Here is an 18656-nt window from a genome sequence, read left to right as displayed (position 1 = left end):
GCCGATGCCCGGAACCAGGGGAGGCAAGCTGCGTGCCTCCCCTTTTTGTGTCAGGCGGCACTGCAGCCGGGACGAGTCGCGAATGTGCCGGGTACGACGCATTAAGAAGTTCAATACATAAAACGCTTCATCAAGAATTATTTATTGAAAGGCCCTGAAAATCGCCCAAATCGCGACATGAATGTGCTGTCAGCGCCGGATGGTGTCGCCACGCGCAGACGCGCCGGGTTCGAATGATGTAAGCTCCCTGTTCGCTGGATGCCGATGGATGAAGAAAAGCCGTTGAAAAGACGCAGATTCTCAACCATCGTCAAACTGGCGGATGTGTCGTGTAATCGTGGACGACGACGCAAGAAGGACTGACATCACCGAGCAGAGCCGGATGTCACTGAATGGATCGGTAGGGAGTCTTCATCGAGTGTGATCGGATGACGCTGCTCTTCTTCGATAACGGTGTGTGCGGAGTCTCTCGGATGCTGAGAGGTGAACGCCACCTTTGGCGAAGCGTCAGCCGTGCGTGGACAGCACGATTGACGCTTCTCCTCTAACGCGAATCGACGTCAACAAGGAGAAGTCCCGTGACGAACGACGATAAAGCCAAAGAGGCCAATGCGGGGTCCGAAGGCATTCCTGCCCCGGATGGGCCCGCAAACCTGATTGATACCGATTACGTCATTGGTCAGGACAACATCACCGGCCGCAAATTCGGGGTGGACATGGACCTGCACGGCAAGGTCTTTACCATCTCCTCACTGGTGGTGCTGTTCTTCGTGATCGCCACCCTGGCCATGCAGAACCAGATTGAACCGTTGTTCAATGCGATTTTCAGCTTCCTGACCGGCAACCTGAGCTGGTTCTTCCTGCTGGCGGCCAATATCTTCGTGATACTGGCTGTGGCGCTGATCTTCACGCCCATGGGCAAGGTACGCATTGGCGGCGCTCATGCCACACCGGACTTCAGCTATGCCGGCTGGTTCGCCATGCTGTTTGCTGCCGGCATGGGCATCGGTCTGATGTTCTATGGCGTCTCCGAGCCCATGACCCACTTCGACACGGCGCTGGGTGGTACCTCGACGGAAAACGGTGTTCGCACTGACTGGGCACCGCTGGGTGCTGCCGCCGGGGATGAGCAAGGTGCCATTACGCTGGGCATGGCCGCGACCATCTTCCACTGGGGCCTGCACCCCTGGGCGATCTACGCGGTCGTGGCACTGGCCCTGGCCCTGTTCTCGTTCAACAAGGGTCTGCCGCTGACCATGCGGTCAGTCTTCTACCCGATTCTGGGTGAGCGCGTCTGGGGATGGCCGGGCCACCTGATCGATATCCTGGCGGTCTTCGCTACCCTCTTCGGTCTCTCGACCTCCCTGGGTATAGGTGCTTCACAGGCCTCTGCCGGTCTCGGCTATCTGTTCGGGGTGCCCGAAACCGACACCACCATGGTGCTGTTGATCCTGGGCATCACGGTCGTGGCCCTGGGCTCGGTGGTGCTGGGTGTCGACAAGGGCGTACAGCGCCTGTCGCAGCTCAACATGACGCTGGCTTTCCTGCTGCTGATCTTCGTGATTGCCGTCGGTCCGACCCTGGCGATTGCCACCGGCTTCTTCGACAACCTGATGGCCTATGTGGTCAACCTGCCGGCGCTGTCCATGCCGTTCGGTCGTGAGGATGCCAACTTCAGCCAAGGCTGGACTGCCTTCTACTGGGCCTGGTGGATTTCCTGGTCTCCGTTCGTCGGCATGTTCATCGCCCGGGTCAGCCGTGGCCGCAGCGTGCGCGAGTTCCTGATTGCCGTGCTGCTGGTACCCTCGGTCGTGTCCGTGCTGTGGATGACCGCCTTCGGCGGCACCGCCATCGATCAGTACATCACTGACGGCTTCGAAGGCGTCAAGGACGCCGCGCTGGAAGTCCAGCTGTTCACCATGCTGGGACAGCTGCCGCTGACCAGTATCACGTCCTTCGTGGGTATCGTGCTGGTCATGGTGTTCTTCATCACCTCCTCGGACTCCGGTTCGCTGGTGATCGACTCCATCACAGCCGGCGGCAAGGTCGATGCCCCGACCTCGCAGCGCATCTTCTGGTGCCTCATCGAGGGGGCCATCGCCATTGCCCTGCTGCTGGGTGGCGGCCTCACGGCACTGCAGACCGCGGTCATCACCACGGGTCTGCCGTTCACGCTGGTGCTGCTGGTGGCCTGCTTTGCCATCGTCAAGGGCTTGATGAGCGAGCCCAAGAGTGTCTGAAGCGCGGCCCTGACTCACGAGCAAGACGCGTGAAAGACGACGACGCCCCGCCCCGTGCGGGGCGTCGTCGTTGGTGCAGGCAAAAATGACGCGGCCTGACCCGCAGGCCCTCACGAAAACGCCGCCCCCGGAGATTCCGGTGGGCGGCGTTGCGGGTTCAGCGCTGCCGGTCTGGGTCGATGGCGGGCTTACTCGGCGAAGGGGTTGCGCAGCACGATGGTCTCGTTGCGGTCCGGGCCGGTCGAAATGATATCGATGGGCGTGCCCACCTGCTCCTCGAGGAAGCGGATATAGGCGCGCGCATTGGTCGGCAGCTCATCGAGGCCCTTGATGCCGATGGTCGACTCATTCCAGCCCGGCAGGTCCTCGTAGACCGGCTCGATGGCTTCATAGCCTTCCGAATCGACCGGCGCATCCAGCACCTCGCCGTCCTTGCTGCGGTAGCCGACACAGACCCGGATGTTTTCGAGGCCATCCAGCACATCCAGCTTGGTCAGACACAGGCCGGAAACCGAGTTGATCTGCACGGCATGGCGCAGGGCCACGGCATCGAACCAGCCACAGCGGCGTGCCCGGCCGGTCGTGGCACCGAATTCGTGGCCCTTCTCGGCCAGGTGGCGACCGTATTCGTCGAACAGCTCGGTGGGGAAAGGCCCGGAGCCGACACGCGTCGTGTAGGCCTTGGTAATCCCCAGCACATAATCGAGATACAGGGGGCCGACCCCTGAACCGGTTGCCGTGCCGCCGGCGGTGGTGTTGGAACTGGTGACGAACGGATAGGTGCCGTGGTCGATGTCCAGCAACGAGCCCTGAGCACCCTCGAAGAGGATGTTCTCGCCGGCCTTGCGTACCTCATGGACCAGGCTGACGGTATCGCAGACCATGTCGCGCAGCTCGTCGGCCATGCGCATGGCCTCGTCGAGCACTTCCTGGAAGTCGACCGCCGGCTCGCCGTGATACTTGGTCAGCACGAAGTTGTGATAGTCCAGGACCTCGCCCAGCTTGGACGCAAAGCGCTCACGGTGCAGGATATCGCCCAGACGCAGGCCGCGACGCGCCACCTTGTCTTCGTAGGCGGGCCCGATACCACGCCCGGTGGTACCGATCTTGGCCACGCCACGGGCCTTCTCGCGCGCCTGATCGAGACGCACGTGATACGGCAGGATCAGCGGGCAGGCCGGCGACAGGCGCAGCCGCTCGCGTACCGGCACGCCCTTGTCTTCCAGCTCGCGAATCTCCTCGATCAGGGCTTCCGGGGACAACACCACGCCGTTACCGATCACGCACGTCTTGTCGTCGCGCAGAATGCCCGAGGGAATGAGGTGGAGTACCGTCTTCTCGCCATCGATGACCAGGGTATGACCGGCGTTGTGCCCGCCCTGGAAGCGGACCACGGCATCGGCGGACTCGGTCAGCAGGTCCACCACCTTGCCCTTGCCTTCATCACCCCACTGGGTGCCCAGTACGACTACGTTCTTGCCCATAGTGTCTCGTCTCTCGTTGCTGCCGCCGGCGATCGGCCGGAATCGAATATTAGGCTTCACCCGGCCTCAGGACGGGTCCTCGGAGGCCGGCAGGTCGGTCACCCGCCAACCCTCGGCCTGCCGCACCAGCTGACGCTGACATTGATGCTGCTCGGGGCCGGTGCGCTGTCCCGGCAGGGCCTGAACCACGCGCTCGCCCTGCTCGCGCAGTTGTCTGACGGCATCGGCCAGGCCATCGCCCTCGGCAGGCGCCCAGATGCCGCCCTCCCGGCGTGAACTCGGTGCCAGACCGGCCAGCAGCTTGAGCTCCAGCGAAAAACCGGTCGCGGGACGCGCACGACCGAAGGCACGCCCGGTGTCATCATAGCGGCCGCCCTTGGCCAGTGCCTGGCCATAGCCGGGCACAAAGGCCGAGAACATCATGCCGGTGTGGTACTGGTAGCCCCTCAGCTCGGCCAGATCGAAATAGAACTCGACCTCCGGATGCTGAGCCGCCACGCCCTGATAAAGCGCGCGCAGCTGGTCGAGGGCGGCGCCCACCGCCTGGGGCGCCTCGGCGAACACCTCGCGGGCTTCATCGAGCACTTCCGGTCCGCCATGCAGGGTCACCAGTGAGCGCAGCATCTCGGCCAGCAGCGGATCGCTGACGCTGTCCTCGACACAGCTGGCCAGCTCACCCGGGGATTTCAGCTCGAGTGCCTTGAAGACGGCTCGCTCCTGGTCGGCGGACAGCTCGGCGGCTTCCACCAGGCTACGATAGATGCCGATATGCCCCAAGGCCAGATGCACTTCCCGGGCTCCCGCCACGGTGAGGCTGGTCAGGGCCAGGCGCAGGACCTCCAGATCGGCTTCCAGGCCGGCATGACCGAAGAGTTCCAGACCGACCTGGACCGGGCTGCGGCCGGCCTGATACTGGTCCGGCTTGGCGCGCAGCACATTGGCGCAGTAGCAGAGCCTGACCGGCCCCTGGCGCTTGAGCGAGTGGGCATCCATGCGCGCCACCTGCGGCGTGACATCCGCACTGGCGCCCATCATGCGCCCCGTCATCTGGTCGGTGAGCTTGAAGGTCTGGAGCTCCAGCTCGGTGCCCGTGCCGGTCAGCAGGGAGTCGAGAAATTCGACGGGCGGGGGCATTACCTGGTCATAGCCCCAGCCGTAGTAGAGATCGAGCAGCGCCCGACGCACCTCTTCCATTCGACTGGCTTGAGGCGGCAGCACTTCGTCCATGCCGTCGGGCAAGAGCCAGCGGTCAGCGATGGTCATGTCGTTCTTTCCTGCAAGACAGTGGTTGGCCTGCGCGAGCCTCACATGCCGGGCATGGCAGGATGCCCGCAAAGCTCGCCGGGAGTGGAGAGCCCACAAAAAAACCGGGCCACGCCCGGTTATCCAATACTATCACGTTTGCCGTCGGGATGAACCCACAGCGCCGATGCCGTCACGGCAACGGCGCTGTATCGGGTTACCGGGCACAGCGGCAAGACCCGACTCAGTCGTCGGTAGCCGTCGGGCTCTTGAGGTACTGGAAGAAGTCGCTGGAAGGATCCAGCACCATCATGTCGCCGTCACCCTTGAAGCTGTCCCGATAGGCCCCGAGGCTGCGCCAGAAGGAGAAGAACTCCTCGTCCTTGCCGTAGGCCTGGGAGAAGATCTCTGCCGCTTCGGCATCGCCTTCACCGCGCAGGGTTTCCGCGCGAGCCCTGGCCTGGGCCAGCAGCACTTCACGACGACGGTCGGCATTGGCGCGGATGCGCTCGGCCTCTTCCTGACCCTGGGCACGCCATTCACGTGCCTGACGCTCACGTTCGGAACGCATCCGTTCATAGACCGCCGACGACACATCCTCCGGCAGATCGATACGCTTGACGCGGATATCCAGGATGGCGACACCCAGTTCATCACGCATCAACTCGTCGAGTTCCTGCGTCGGGCCGGTCATCAGTTCATCGCGTTGCTCGGAGATGATCTGTGACAGATTGAGTCGACCGAACTCGTTACGCAGGCTCTCGTCGACACGCGGCTGAATCAGGCGTACCGCCTGCATTTCATCACCGGCCGTCGCCTGATAGTACTGCGTCGGGTTGACCACCTGCCATTGCACGTAGGAGTCGACGATCACCGCTTTCTGCTCGAGCGTGAGATAACGGCTGGGATCGGTATCCAGCGTCCTGACGCGCGTTTCGAATTTGCGAACCGTCTGGGTGATGGGCACCTTGAAGTGCAGTCCGGGTTCGATGCCCTCTTCCACGATTTCGCCAAAACGCAACTTGACCGCGCGTTCGGTTTCATCGACCACGTAAAGACTGCCACTGGCCAGCCAGGCAGCCGCCGCCAGTCCGCCGACGATAAGCAGGGAACGATTATTGATCATTTCAGCGACCCTCCCTGAGCGCGCCGTTGTTGTTGCCGGAACGGCCGGTGCTGGATGAGGACTCGGAATTCTGCAGACGCTGCAGTAACTGAGGATCGACCTGCGAATCAGCCGACTGGCCGCTGGCACTGCTGCTCGTTCTGCTGTTGAGCTTGTCCATCGGCAATACCATCAGCGGGCTCTGCTCGGCGACATCCACCATGACTTTCGAGGTTCCGCTGTAGACCTCGGACAAGGTGTCCAGATAGAGACGTTCGCGCATGATATCCGGGGACTTCTCATATTGCGTCAGTAGCGCATTGAAGCGGTTGGCCTGGCCTTGCGCTTCGGCGACGACGGACTCGCGATAACCCTGCCCCTGCTCGATGAGGCGTTGCGCCTGACCCTGGGCTTCGGGAATCACGGCATTGGCATAGGCCATGGCCTGGTTGATGGTGCGCTGGCGGTCTTCGCGAGCGCGGATGACATCATCGAAGGCATCCTGAACGGCATCGGGTGGCGAGGTCGACTCGACGTTCAGGGTCTGCAGCATGATGCCGGTACCATAGCTGTCCAGATAGGACTGCAGGCGGCTGCTGACCGAGCTGCCGAGGATGGCACGTCCCGAGGTCAGGATGTCGATCATGTCGGTACCGCCCACCACATGGCGCAGCGCCGAATCCAGTGCATTCTCGAGACTGAGCTCGGGGTTGCGGACGTTGAGCACATAGCCACGCGGGTCGGCGACCTGATACTGCGCCGAGATTTCCACCGAGACGATGTTTTCGTCCTGGGTCAGCATCGATTGCGTCTGGCTGATCGAACGCACCCGCGTCACATTGACCATGCGCACGTCATCGATCAGTGGCGGATGCCACTGCAGGCCCGGCGTCACGGTTTCCTGATACTTGCCGAAACGCAGCACCACGCCACGTTCCGACTCGTCGACCAGATAAAAGCCGGAAGCGGCCCAGATGGCCAGTGCCACGATCAGCAGCAGACCGGGCAGGGCAAAGGTGTTGCGCGGCTTGCCGCCGCCACCGGACCCGGAACCACCGCCATTGCCGCCGCGTTTGCCACGACCTCCCAGCATGTTGTTGAGCTTGTTCTGAAATTTCTTCAGTGCCTCGTCGAGGTCCGGAGGGCCTTGATTGCCGCCCCCCTTGCCACCGTCGCCACTGCCGTTGCCACCACGGCGGCCACCACCACTCCAGGGGTCGTGCTGGTTGCCGCCACCAGGCTCATTCCAGGCCATACGTCGTCTCCAATATACGTTGCATGCCGCCGCGTTCGGACTTCGCGGCGTGCATCGTTGCGCTCCTTATGGCATCAACCGGGTCGGCTTGGCAACACCGGTCCATGCGCGAAGGCGACTCACTACTCCCAAACCGGGCCTTCTTGCAGCTCGCGCGGCAGGTAATCATCGGCTCGCTCACCGAGACGCGCCATCAGTTGCATGAAATCGCGCCTCGGCAGTCGAACCTCGAGCAGCGTATGTCCTTGCTCGTCGAAGCGTTCCTCGCGGACGGCGTTCAGCTCGTGCAGGCCGGCGCGAAGCTTGCCCTGGGCCGGCGCCAGGGTCATGTCGAAATCGATGATGTCATCGGCCAGGCACTCCGTGAGCGCCTGCTCGAAGAGCTCCAGGCCGCGACCATCCTGAGCCGACAACCAGACCGTGTCGGGCTTGCCGTCGACATTGCGCTCGATGCGCGGCGCACTGTCGAAGAGGTCGACCTTGTTCATCACCTTGAGCGTCGGCACCTCCAGGGCACCGATGTCATCGAGCACCTCGTTGACCTGACTCACGTTGAGTTCGTGATCCGGGTCGGCGGCATCGATGACGTGCACCAGCAGGCTGGCTTCGGCGGCTTCCTGGAGCGTCGCCTGGAAGGCCTCGACCAGCTTGTGCGGCAGGTGACGAATGAAGCCCACCGTGTCGGCCAGCACCACCGGCCCCACGTCCTCCACTTCGAGACGTCGCAGGGTCGGGTCGAGGGTAGCGAACAGCTGGTCTGCCGCATAGACCCGGGATTGCGTCACGGCGTTGAACAGCGTTGACTTGCCGGCATTGGTGTAGCCGACCAGGGAAATGCTCGGGATCTCGGCCCGCGAACGCGCCCGACGATTCTGACCCCGCTGACTGCGCACCTTGTCCAGGCGCTTGTGTATCGCCTTGATGCGGCCACGCAGCAGACGACGGTCGGTCTCGAGCTGGGTTTCACCCGGGCCGCGCAGCCCGATGCCGCCCTTCTGGCGTTCCAGGTGCGTCCAGCCACGTACCAGTCGCGTGGACATGTACTCCAGCTGGGCGAGCTCCACCTGCAACTTGCCTTCGTGAGTCCGCGCACGCTGCGCAAAGATGTCGAGAATCAGCCCCGTGCGATCCAGCACACGGCACTTCAGCGACTGCTCGACATTGCGTTCCTGGGAGGGGCTGAGCGCGTGATTGAAGATCACCAGTTGTGCCTTGTGCACTTCCAGCGCCTCACGCACTTCCTCCAGCTTGCCCGACCCGATGAAGGAGCGGGGATCGGGCCGACCTCGGCTACCCGTCAGCAGCGTGGCCGGTTCCGCGCCGGCCGAGCGCACGAGCTCGAGGAATTCACCGGAATCCTCGCGCTCGCTTTCGTCCTGAAAATCCACATGGACGAGAACCGCCGTTTCACCGGCGTCGGGACGTTCAAAAAACAATCAGTACCTCACGCATCGCTTTCCGGCTGCCCGGCGACATCACTGGCCGGCAGACGAACGTTGCGCGACGGTACGACCGTGGAGATGGCATGCTTGTAGACCATCTGACTGACCGTGTTGCGCAGCAGGATGACGAACTGGTCGAAGGACTCGATCTGGCCCTGCAGCTTGATGCCATTGACCAGAAAGATCGACACCGGAATGCGCTCCTTGCGCAGGACGTTCAGGTATGGATCTTGAAGGGACTGTCCTTTGGACATGTGGCTCTCCCTAGGTTATCTCTTATGGGGTTAATAGTATTATTGGGTGCTCACCGCCGTTTTCAAGGTGGCACTCTTCGCCCGGTATCGCCCGTCCAACCGGCCTCGTGAAACGCTCATCTTACGCTAACTGCTGAATTCACGCACCAATTTCAAGACACGATCGCGCGGTTCACCGCTCAGAATGTCGACCCAATTCAGTTCCGGCCAGCTTCGCATCCAGGTCAACTGGCGCTTGGCCAGCTGTCGCGTGGCCACCATGCCGCGACGCCTCAGCGTCTCGACATCGCCCTGGCCGTCGAGATACTCCCATGCCTGGCGGTATCCCACACTCTTCATCGCCGGCAGCCGCGAATGCAGATCCGGCCTGGCCTTAAGGGCCGCGACCTCCTCGATGAAGCCCGCCTCGAGCATGGCATCGAAGCGGGTCGCGATACGCGCATGCAGAACACCTCGATCGGCAGGCGCGAGTCCTATCGACAACACACGCCACGGGAAGGTTTCAGGCTGCTGGGCATCCCAGTGTTCCGTCAACGAGTGGCCACTGATGCGGTAGACCTCCAGCGCCCGTGTCAGCCGCTGCGGGTCATTGGGGTGGATGCGCCGCGCCGCCCGCGGATCGATGTCGGCGAGCTCCGCGTGCAGGGCGGCGAGACCCCGCTGCTCGACCTCGCGATCCAGCTGGGCGCGAACCTCGGCATCCCCGGAAGGCAGGTTCGGCTCACCGACCCAGAGCCGCTGGTAATACATCATGGTGCCGCCGACCAGCAGCGGCACCCGGCCGGCCTCGGTGATGCGCTGCATCTCGCGGCGCGCATCCTCGCGGAAGCCGGCCGCCGAGTAGGGATCGGCCGGGTCACGGATGTCGATCAGACGATGGGGCGCCCTGGCCAGTTCCTCGGCCGACGGCTTGGCGCTGCCGATATCCATGCCGCGATAGACCATCGCCGAGTCGACGCTGATCAGCTCGCAGCCCAGTTGCTCGTGCAGCGCAATGGCCATCTCGGTCTTGCCGACGGCGGTCGGGCCCATGAGGAAGATGGCCGGGGGGCGGGAATCGGGTGCGGTCGGGGTCGTCATCGGTTCAGGATTCGTCTGCGGGGAAAGGCGGATGGACCTTGCATGGCGTCACTGGCCACGCATGAAGAGGCGATCCAGCTGCTTCATGCTCATTTCGGTCCAGGTCGGGCGCCCATGATTGCACTGACCGCTGCGCTCGGTGCGCTCCATGTCGCGCAACAGGGCGTTCATCTCGGCGGTGGTCAGCTGGCGATTGGCACGCACACTGCCATGGCAGGCCATGGTCGACAGCAGTTCATTGATGTGCGCCTCGAGGCGATCGGAGCGTCCGTAGCGCTCGAGGTCCCCCAGCATGTCGCGGACCAGCGGCTCGACATCGGCATCCACCAGCAGGGTCGGCACCTGGCGTACCAGCAGGGTTTCCGGCCCGGCCACATCGAGTTCCACCCCCAGGCGCGAGAAGGCCTCGCGCTCGGCTTCGGCGGTGGCCACTTCAGCGGCACTGGCGGCCATCGACACCGGCACCAGCAGGGGTTGCGCCTGCAGGCTGCCGGGATCGTTGCCGCTGCCATGCACCTGCGACTTCATGCCCTCGTAGACGATGCGTTCATGGGCGGCGTGCATGTCGACAATCACCATGCCGTTCTCGGTCTGCGCGAGAATATAGATGCCATGCAGCTGCGCCACGGCGTAACCCAGGGGCGGTGCCCGGGTAGCGTCCTCTTCCGGCATCACCGGACTGCTGACGGCGGAAGAAGTCGCGGTATCCGGCGACGCCTCGCGTTCGGCCAGGGCCACATCGGCGGCGGCGCCACCGGCACCCGGAGCAGCGGGCTGGGGGGTCAGCAGGCTCTCTTCATGCTCCGGGTGCAAGGCGCGATAGCCCTCCATGAAGGCGCGTACGCGATCCGGCGTGACCTTTTGCTGCTGGCCGTCGTCACGACCATGCAGGGCCATCGGCTGCTGTTGCCAGCGCCCGGCGGATTCCGCGACCCGCGTCTGGTCCGCTGCCTCTGGGTCTCCATCGGCCTGCTGCGCTGCGGTCGGGTCTGCCGCATCGCCCTCCGCCGCTGCCTGCTCCGAGGACTGACCGGCCCGCGCCTCGCCCAGGGCCCGATGCAGGCTCGAGAACAGGAAGTCATGCACCATGCGCCCGTCACGGAAGCGCACCTCATGCTTGGTCGGGTGCACATTGACATCGACGACGCTCGGGTCGACCTCCAGGTAGAGCACGAACACCGGGTGGCGGCCGTGGAACAGCACATCACGGTAGGCCTGACGAATGGCATGCGCCACCAGGCGGTCGCGCACCACCCGGCCGTTGACGAAGAAGTATTGCTGATCGGCCTGGGCGCGCGAATGGGTGGGCAGCCCGACCCAGCCCCAGAGCCGCAGGCCGCCGGTTTCCAGGTCCAGATGCAGGGCGTTTTCCAGAAAGCTCTTGCCCAGCAGCGACTGCAGGCGGCGCTCGTGGCCGACCAGGTCACTGCCGGCATTCAGCTGATGAATGCTCTTCTGGTTATGGCGCAACACCCAGCCAAGATCGAGGCGCGACAGGGCCTGACGACGGAACGCCTCCTCGACATGGCCGAATTCGGTCTTTTCCGTGCGCAGGAACTTGCGCCGGGCCGGCGTGTTGAAGAACAGGTCGCGCACCGTTACCGAGGTGCCCCGCGGGTGCGGCGAGGGCGTGACGCGCGGCTCCATGCGCCGCCCCTCGACCACCACCCGCCAGCCACTGGTCGGGTCGTCGGCGACGTTGGACATCAGCTCCAGGCGCGACACCGAACTGATCGACGCCAGAGCCTCGCCGCGGAAGCCGAGGCTCGCCACGCCCTCGAGATCATTCAGCGAGGCAATCTTGCTGGTGGCATGACGCGACAGCGCCAGCGGCAGGTCGTCCTCGCTGATGCCGACACCATCGTCACGCACCCGGATCAACCGCGCCCCGCCGGACTCCAGCTCGACCTCGATACGCCGACTCCCGGCGTCGATGGCATTCTCGACCAGCTCCTTGACCACCGACGCCGGCCGCTCGACGACCTCCCCCGCGGCGATCTGGTTAGCCAGACGCGGATCGAGAACCTGGATATGCTGTCTGTCTGTCATGACCACCCCAAACTCGAAGACGCGGCTTCGCCGCGGTTAAGAGGGAAGTACGGCGCTCCGCGCCTTCAAGAAGGAAGAAGACAGCCTGGCCGATATGGCGAACCGACCCTCTCATTCCCACTTCTAGCTGCCTTCTGGACTTCCTCTTCCCTCTTCCTTCTTTTCTCTCAAGAACTCGGTATCCTCAGCACTTGCCCGACGCGGATCACGTCGCCGTTGAGCTCGTTGGCCTGGCGCAGCCGGCCGACCGGGACATCGTGGCGGGCAGCGATTTCCGAGAGCGTGTCGCCGGGCTGGATGCGGTACTCGTTGCCGCTGCCGCCGCGTCCCTGGTCGCGCTGCCAGGCGAGCAGGCTGGCCGGTGGCGGATTGCTCTGGAAATGGGCGCGCACGCCGCCGAAGATGGATTCGACCATGCGTTGCTGATAGCCACCCTGCTGCAGCTTGCGTTCTTCCTCGGGATTGGAGATGAAGCCGGTCTCGACCAGCAGCGACGGAATGTCCGGCGACTTCAACACCACGAAGCCGGCCTGCTCGACACGCGGCTTGTGCAGCTCATTGATGCGTCCCATGCGATCCAGCACCCGGCCGCCGATGGTCAGCGAGTCATTGAGCGTCGCGGTCATGGTCAGGTCGAGCAGGACGCCGCGCAGCACCTCGTCCTTGTCGTCCAGGGAGAGGCTGCCATCCACGCCGCCGACCAGATCCGAACGGTTCTCGGAGGCCGCCAGCCACTTGGCGGTTTCCGAGGTCGCGCCACTCTGCGACAGCGCAAACACGGAACTGCCATGGGGACGGGGGCTGTTGAAGGCATCGGCGTGCAGGGAGACGAAGAAGTCCGCCTTCTGTTCACGGGCAATGCGCGTGCGTTCGCGCAGACCGACATAATAATCGCCGTCGCGAATCATCACCGCCTTGAAGCCCTGTGTGCCGTTGATCAAGCGCGCCAGGCGCTTGGCCATTTCCAGCACGACATCCTTCTCGCGCGTGCCGCTGGGACCGATCGCGCCCGGGTCCTCGCCGCCATGCCCGGCGTCCACGGCAATGATGATGTCACGCTTGGGATGCGGCTGTGCCTTCTCGCGGGTCGGGGTTACCTTGCTGGGGTCACGCCCCTCGGCAACGGCCTCGGTCTGGGCGCGATCGGCGGCTATCTCCTGCTCGCGGAGTTTGGCCTCGATGGGGTCGATGGGGTCCTCGACGGCGCTTTCACCGGGATACTCCAGGTCCACCACCAGTCGATGGCCATACTGTTCATTGGGCTCGAGGCTGAAATGACGCGGCTCGATGGGGCGCGACAGCTCGAGCACCACACGCAGGTCCGTGCCATTGCGAACACCGGTGCGCACCTCGCGGATGGCGCTGTCGGACAGGTCCAGCCGGCTGACATCGGCGTTGAGTTCGCTGTCGGCGACATCGATCACCAGTCGACGCGGGTCGTCGAGGGTGAAGACATCGGCAGTTGCCGGCGACGACAGGTCGAATACCAGTCGTGAATGATCCGGCGCCGCCCACAGGCGCAGATTGTCGACGCTGGCTGCCTGGGCCCAGAGCGGCACCAGGAGCAGCAGGGGCAATACCCAGCGGGCCATGTGTCGGCGCAATACCCTTGTCCTCATGAATCCTGTTCGTCCTTACCGGCCATATCCTTGCCTCGCCCGTCATGGCGAGAGGCTGGGTCATCATTCTGCTCTGGCATTCCGGCGGCGAGGCACTCGAGCACGCGGCGACCAAGGTCCGTCCCGGCATGCAGGACGGCCACGCGCCCGGGTTCGTCCAGGTACAGCTGCACCCGGACATCCGGCTCCGGCAGCCAGCCCTGGCCGCGTTCCGGCCACTCGATCACGCACAACGCCGCCTCTCCCAGCAGATCGCGTCCACCGATGAACTCCAGCTCCTCGGGGTCACCCAGGCGGTAGAGATCAAAATGGTGCACACGTACCTCACCCAGTTCATACGGCTCGACCAGGGTGTAGGTGGGGCTCTTCACGGCGCCCTGATGACCATGGGCACGCAGAATGCCACGCGTCAGAGTCGTCTTGCCGGCGCCGAGTTCCCCTTCCAGATAGACTCTTCCCTGCCCGGCCAGGGCGCGGCCGAGCGCTTCACCGAGTGCGACCTGTCGGTCCTCGTCAGCAAGTCGCCACTGCATCGTCATTCGTCCATCGTCGGGTTGACCAGAAAACGTGCACAGGATGCCAGATCGCCGGCCAGCAAGCCACGCTCGCCGGCCTCTTGCACCGCCATGTCGGCGGCCAGCGCATGGATCATCACGCCCAGGCGTGCGGCCACCTCCAGCGACAGGCCCTGGGCCACCAGGGCGCCGAGCATGCCGGACAGAGCGTCCCCCATGCCGCCGCTGGCCATGCCCGGATTGCCGTAGGGGCAGACCGTCAGGTCCTGCGGGCCGACGACCAGGCTACCGGCGCCCTTGAGCACCACCACGCCGCCGTAGCGGGCCTGCAGGGCGCGAGCCGCGGCCGGGCGATCGGCTTCCACCTCACTGGCGGCAATGCCCAGCAGGCGGGCCGCCTCGCCGGGATGCGGGGTGAGAATCCAGTCGTCGCGACGCCGGCCATCGAAACGCTCGGCGAGCTGATTGAGCCCATCGGCATCGATCACCAGCGGCCGCCCGGCCGCCACCGCGCCCTGCCACAGCGCCTGCCCCCAGCTGTCGCGCCCCAGGCCGGGCCCGAGCACCAGCACATCGGCGTGCTGCGGCAAATCGCCCAGATCAGCCAGGCCGCGGACTCCGTGGGCCATGACTTCCGGACGGCGAATCAGGCTGGCGGCGACATGGGCCGGGTCGGTGGCCAGACTGACCTTGCCGGCCCCGAGCCGCGCACAGGCCTCGGCGGCCAGCAGGCCGGCGCCGCCCATGCCGGGGGCCCCCCCCAGAATCAGCGCATGCCCCGCCCTGCCCTTGTGAGCGTCGCGCGGCCGTGGCGGCAACAGCTTCGCAATGAGGCAGCGATCCAGGCAGAGGGCGGCCGGTGACAGGCCGGAGAGCAGCGGCTCGGCGTCCACCAGCGGTTCCAGCGTCAACACCCCCACCCGCGCCGGCCCACGACCGGTATGCAGCCCCAGCTTGTCGCCGATGAAGGTGACGGTTCGCGTGGCCCGCACGGCTTCGCCCAGTTCGGCGCCGGTATCGGCGTGCAGGCCGGAAGGAATGTCCAGCGCCAGCACCGGGCGCGCGCTGGCGTTGATGGCGGCAATCGCCTCGCGCGAGGCGCCGCGCACCTCACCCGCGAGCCCGGTCCCCAGCAACGCATCGACGATCAGCTCGCCCCCCGGCGTCATGCCAGCCTGCCAGGCAACACGCGCCACACCGGCGGCATCGGCCATCTCGGCCGCGCGCCGCGCGTCTCCCGTCAGCTCCTCGACGGGTTTCAGCAGGATGCGCTCGACTTCCAGGCCCTCGGCGGCAGCCATGGCGGCCAGCACATGGCCGTCACCGCCATTGTTGCCGCCGCCGCACAGCACACTGAGATGACGCACGCCGGGCCAGTGGCGGCGCACCTGCTGCCAGGCCGCCGCCGCGGCGCGCTGCATCAGGGCAAAGCCCTCGATCCCCGAATCGATGACACGCCGATCCAGCTCGCGCACCTGGTCGGCGCGATACAAGGCCCGCATGCCGTCCCGGGGCTGCCGATCTCCCGACGTGTCGATCTGTGGCGCCTCGGCCATTGGCTATTCCCCCGCCAGCTGATGCTTTATCATGCTGAGTGTGTCGTTTTCCGTGCCCGACGCCAAGCGTCGCGGCGCCATCCTGCGTGGTGTTTTCACAATCATGTCTCAGCCGTCTGCCAAGGACGCCACTCCCGATCTCGAGGCCCTGGCCAGCTCGATCAAGACCTGGGGGCGCGAACTGGGCTTCCAGCAGGTCGGGATCACCGACGTGGACCTCGCCGAGGATGAGGTGCGCCTGCAACGCTGGCTGGACCTCGGCTACCAGGGCGAAATGCACTTCATGGCCAAGCACGGCACCAAGCGCACCCGCCCCGAGGAGCTGGTGCCCGGCACGCTGCGCGTCATCAGCGTGCGCCTCGACTACCTGCCACCGGAGGTCGAGACCACGCGCACCCTGGCCCAGCCCGAGAAAGCCTACATCTCGCGTTATGCGCTGGGTCGCGACTACCACAAGCTGATGCGCAAGCGGCTCGGCACCCTGGCCAAGCAGATCGAGGCCGAGATCGGCCCCTTCGGCTACCGCGCCTTCGTCGACTCGGCACCGGTCATGGAACGTGCCCTGGCCCGCAAGGCCGGCATCGGCTGGGTGGGCAAGAACGCCATGATTCTCAACCCCCAGGCCGGTTCGCTGTTCTTCCTCGGCGAACTCTATACCGATCTGCCGTTACCCGTGGACCCGCCCTACGCCGGCGCGCATTGCGGCAGCTGCAGCGCCTGCCGCACGGCCTGTCCCACCGATGCCATCGTCGAGGATCGCGTGGTCGACTCGCGGCGCTGCATTTCCTACCTGACCATCGAGCTGCATGGCGCGATTCCCGAGGAGTTCCGGGCCGCCATGGGCAACCGCGTGTTCGGCTGCGACGACTGCCAGCTGGTCTGCCCCTTCACGCGCTTCACCCGGGTCAGTGACGAGCCCGACTTCGCGCCGCGTCATGACCTCGATCGGGCCGAGCTGACCCGGCTGTTCAGCTGGAGCGAGGAAGAGTTCCTCGACAAGACCGCCGGCAGCCCCATTCGCCGCATCGGCTACGAACGCTGGCTGCGCAACCTGGCGGTCGGACTGGGCAACGCGCCCTGGAGCGAGCGCGTCGAATCCGCCCTGCGGGCCCGCCTGGCCTACCCCTCCGACCTGGTGCGCGAGCATGTGCGCTGGGCGCTGGCACAGCAGCAACAGCGCCGCGCCGGCATGATCGCGGTCGAGGCCTCCTGAGACGCCCGCGTCAGAGGGTGTTTACAAAAGTCACGAGCGACGGCCAGGCCAGGCGAAATCAGCCGAAAAAGCGGAGTTTACGAGCTGGTAAATGAGCATTTTGAGGCTGATTTCAACGCCGCATGGGCGAGCGCAGTAATTTGTAAACACCCTCTCAGGAGACGTTGATCGTCTCCACACCCCCCATATAAGGGCGCAGTGCCTCGGGCACAGTGATCGAGCCGTCGGCGTTCTGATGGTTCTCCATCACGGCGATCAGGCAGCGCCCCACCGCCAGACCGGAGCCGTTCAGGGTGTGCAGCAGTTGCGGCTTCTTCTCGCCCGGATGGCGGAAGCGTGCCTGCATGCGCCGGGCCTGGTAGTCCTCGCAGTTGGAGATGGAGGAAATCTCGCGGTACGCCGCCTGGCTGGGCAGCCAGACCTCCAGGTCATAGGTCTTGGCGGCCCCGGCCCCCATGTCGCCGGTGCATAGCGTGACCACACGGTAAGGCAACGCCAGCGCCTGCAGCAGGGTCTCGGCATGACCCCGCATTTCTTCCAGGCTGTCGTAACTGGTGGAAGGGTCGACCAGTTGCACCATCTCGACCTTGTCGAACTGATGCTGGCGAATCATGCCGCGGGTATCGCGACCATGCGAGCCCGCCTCACTGCGGAAGCAGGGGGTATGCGCGGTGAGCCGTACGGGCAGCTGCTTGTGCTCGAAGATCTCGTCGCGGGCAAAGTTGGTCAGCGGGACCTCGGCGGTGGGAATCAGTCGATAGCCCCGTTCGTCTTCGAGGCGGAACAGATCCTCGCCGAACTTGGGCAACTGGCCGGTCCCGAAGAGGGAGTCGTCATTGACCATATAGGGCACGTAGCACTCTTCATAGCCATGCTCGAGGGTCTGAGTGTCGAGCATGAACTGCGTCAGGGCCCGGTGCAGCCGCGCCACACTGCCGCGCATCACCGCGAAGCGGGCCCCGGTGAGCTTGGTGGCCAGATCGAAATCCAGCTGGCCGGTCCGTGCCCCCAGGTCGACATGGTCCTGCACGTCGAAATCGAAGTGGCGCGGCGTGCCCCAGCGATGCACTTCGACGTTGTCGTCCTCGTCGTCGCCCTCGGGCACGCTCTCGTGAGGCAGATTGGGCAGCCCGCTGACCAGCTCATCCCACTCCGCCTGAACCTCGGCGAGGCGCGCCTTGGCGGCATCCAGTCGCTCGCCCAGATCGCTGACCTCGTCGAGCAACGGCTGAATGTCCTCGCCCTGAGCCTTGGCCTGGCCGATCGCCTTGGAGCGGGTGTTGCGCTCGTTCTGCAGGCGTTCGGTCTCCGACTGAAGCTCCCGGCGCCGGGATTCCAGAGCGGCCAGTTGGTCGGTATCGAGAGCGAAGCCCCGCTTGGCCAGTCGTTGGGCGACGCCGTCGGGGTCGCTGCGCAGCAGTTTGGGATCGAGCATGGAAACCTGTCCGTCGATGAGAAATAGCGGCAAACGAAAGCGCCCATTGTAGGCAAAACCCTGCCCGGGTGCCACGCCGCCGGGGCGGCCCCAGAGACCCGCCCGAGAGCGTCACTCCGCGCCCGTGATGGATGATATCCCGGGGTCGGGGTGGGCGCCGGCGTCCT

At 64.9% G+C, this 18656-nt stretch carries 14 protein-coding genes; 2 read left to right on the top strand and 12 right to left on the bottom strand.

Annotated elements, in window-relative coordinates:
• Positions 1 to 578 precede the first annotated feature (578 nt).
• On the top strand, positions 579 to 2240 hold the full coding sequence (locus QWY79_RS11235) for a BCCT family transporter (protein ID WP_290272740.1): 1662 nt from the start codon (positions 579 to 581) through the stop codon (positions 2238 to 2240).
• Between the two features lie 188 nt (positions 2241 to 2428).
• Here the strand turns inward: QWY79_RS11235 and QWY79_RS11230 are convergent, their stop codons facing one another.
• The 11 genes from QWY79_RS11230 to QWY79_RS11180 all read right to left on the bottom strand — a co-directional run bounded on the left by QWY79_RS11230 (position 2429) and on the right by QWY79_RS11180 (position 15841).
• Positions 2429 to 3724 (bottom strand): adenylosuccinate synthase, encoded by a 1296-nt coding sequence (locus QWY79_RS11230; RefSeq protein WP_290272738.1) that lies wholly within the window; start codon positions 3722 to 3724, stop codon positions 2429 to 2431.
• Positions 3725 to 3790: 66 nt separating this feature from the next.
• Positions 3791 to 4987 carry an ATP phosphoribosyltransferase regulatory subunit gene (locus tag QWY79_RS11225; protein WP_290272737.1) on the bottom strand — a complete coding sequence of 399 codons (1197 nt, stop codon included), beginning with the start codon at positions 4985 to 4987 and terminating at the stop codon, positions 3791 to 3793.
• 223 nt (positions 4988 to 5210) lie between these two features.
• A complete protein-coding gene (gene hflC / locus QWY79_RS11220; RefSeq protein WP_290272735.1) occupies positions 5211 to 6092 on the bottom strand; it encodes a protease modulator HflC in 882 nt (293 codons plus the stop codon).
• Position 6093: 1 nt separating this feature from the next.
• Positions 6094 to 7326: an FtsH protease activity modulator HflK gene (gene hflK, locus QWY79_RS11215; RefSeq protein WP_290272733.1), complete on the bottom strand. Its 1233-nt coding sequence runs from the start codon at positions 7324 to 7326 to the stop codon at positions 6094 to 6096.
• A gap of 122 nt (positions 7327 to 7448) precedes the next feature.
• Positions 7449 to 8762: a ribosome rescue GTPase HflX gene (hflX, locus tag QWY79_RS11210; protein ID WP_141317485.1), complete on the bottom strand. Its 1314-nt coding sequence runs from the start codon at positions 8760 to 8762 to the stop codon at positions 7449 to 7451.
• Positions 8763 to 8770: 8 nt separating this feature from the next.
• Positions 8771 to 9022 carry an RNA chaperone Hfq gene (hfq, locus tag QWY79_RS11205; RefSeq protein ID WP_141317484.1) on the bottom strand — a complete coding sequence of 84 codons (252 nt, stop codon included), beginning with the start codon at positions 9020 to 9022 and terminating at the stop codon, positions 8771 to 8773.
• Positions 9023 to 9148: 126 nt separating this feature from the next.
• Positions 9149 to 10102: a tRNA (adenosine(37)-N6)-dimethylallyltransferase MiaA gene (gene miaA, locus QWY79_RS11200; protein ID WP_290272732.1), complete on the bottom strand. Its 954-nt coding sequence runs from the start codon at positions 10100 to 10102 to the stop codon at positions 9149 to 9151.
• 48 nt (positions 10103 to 10150) lie between these two features.
• Positions 10151 to 12151 carry a DNA mismatch repair endonuclease MutL gene (gene mutL, locus QWY79_RS11195; RefSeq protein WP_290272730.1) on the bottom strand — a complete coding sequence of 667 codons (2001 nt, stop codon included), beginning with the start codon at positions 12149 to 12151 and terminating at the stop codon, positions 10151 to 10153.
• Positions 12152 to 12318: 167 nt separating this feature from the next.
• Positions 12319 to 13743, bottom strand: a complete 1425-nt coding sequence (locus tag QWY79_RS11190) for an N-acetylmuramoyl-L-alanine amidase (protein WP_290273427.1) — start codon at positions 13741 to 13743, stop codon at positions 12319 to 12321.
• Between the two features lie 23 nt (positions 13744 to 13766).
• A complete protein-coding gene (tsaE, locus tag QWY79_RS11185) occupies positions 13767 to 14303 on the bottom strand; it encodes a tRNA (adenosine(37)-N6)-threonylcarbamoyltransferase complex ATPase subunit type 1 TsaE (protein WP_290273425.1) in 537 nt (178 codons plus the stop codon).
• Positions 14304 to 14305: 2 nt separating this feature from the next.
• The gene (locus QWY79_RS11180; RefSeq protein ID WP_290272727.1) at positions 14306 to 15841 is read right to left on the bottom strand and encodes an NAD(P)H-hydrate dehydratase; all 1536 of its coding nucleotides are present in this window, start codon (positions 15839 to 15841) and stop codon (positions 14306 to 14308) included.
• A gap of 103 nt (positions 15842 to 15944) precedes the next feature.
• Here QWY79_RS11180 and queG point away from each other — a divergent pair, with 103 nt between their 5' ends.
• Complete coding sequence (gene queG, locus QWY79_RS11175) at positions 15945 to 17054, top strand: tRNA epoxyqueuosine(34) reductase QueG (protein WP_290272725.1); 1110 nt, start codon at positions 15945 to 15947, stop codon at positions 17052 to 17054.
• Between the two features lie 154 nt (positions 17055 to 17208).
• Here the strand turns inward: queG and serS are convergent, their stop codons facing one another.
• Positions 17209 to 18489: a serine--tRNA ligase gene (serS, locus tag QWY79_RS11170; RefSeq protein ID WP_290272723.1), complete on the bottom strand. Its 1281-nt coding sequence runs from the start codon at positions 18487 to 18489 to the stop codon at positions 17209 to 17211.
• Positions 18490 to 18656: the final 167 nt, after the last annotated feature.

The organism is Halomonas sabkhae (genome assembly GCF_030409265.1).
In the GTDB taxonomy this organism is placed as follows: domain Bacteria; phylum Pseudomonadota; class Gammaproteobacteria; order Pseudomonadales; family Halomonadaceae; genus Halomonas; species Halomonas halmophila.
Note: the sequence above shows the minus strand (reverse complement) of the source record. Positions and strands in the feature narration are given on the sequence as shown.

Coding starts and splice junctions, on each gene's coding strand:
- QWY79_RS11230 (WP_290272738.1), bottom strand. CDS start 3,724: ATGGGCAAGAACGTAGTCGTACTGGGCACCCAGTGGGGTGATGAAGGC.
- QWY79_RS11225 (WP_290272737.1), bottom strand. CDS start 4,987: ATGACCATCGCTGACCGCTGGCTCTTGCCCGACGGCATGGACGAAGTG.
- hflC (WP_290272735.1), bottom strand. CDS start 6,092: ATGATCAATAATCGTTCCCTGCTTATCGTCGGCGGACTGGCGGCGGCT.
- hflK (WP_290272733.1), bottom strand. CDS start 7,326: ATGGCCTGGAATGAGCCTGGTGGCGGCAACCAGCACGACCCCTGGAGT.
- hfq (WP_141317484.1), bottom strand. CDS start 9,022: ATGTCCAAAGGACAGTCCCTTCAAGATCCATACCTGAACGTCCTGCGC.
- miaA (WP_290272732.1), bottom strand. CDS start 10,102: ATGACGACCCCGACCGCACCCGATTCCCGCCCCCCGGCCATCTTCCTC.
- mutL (WP_290272730.1), bottom strand. CDS start 12,151: ATGACAGACAGACAGCATATCCAGGTTCTCGATCCGCGTCTGGCTAAC.
- QWY79_RS11190 (WP_290273427.1), bottom strand. CDS start 13,743: ATGGCCCGCTGGGTATTGCCCCTGCTGCTCCTGGTGCCGCTCTGGGCC.
- tsaE (WP_290273425.1), bottom strand. CDS start 14,303: ATGCAGTGGCGACTTGCTGACGAGGACCGACAGGTCGCACTCGGTGAA.
- QWY79_RS11180 (WP_290272727.1), bottom strand. CDS start 15,841: ATGGCCGAGGCGCCACAGATCGACACGTCGGGAGATCGGCAGCCCCGG.
- queG (WP_290272725.1), top strand. CDS start 15,945: ATGTCTCAGCCGTCTGCCAAGGACGCCACTCCCGATCTCGAGGCCCTG.
- serS (WP_290272723.1), bottom strand. CDS start 18,489: ATGCTCGATCCCAAACTGCTGCGCAGCGACCCCGACGGCGTCGCCCAA.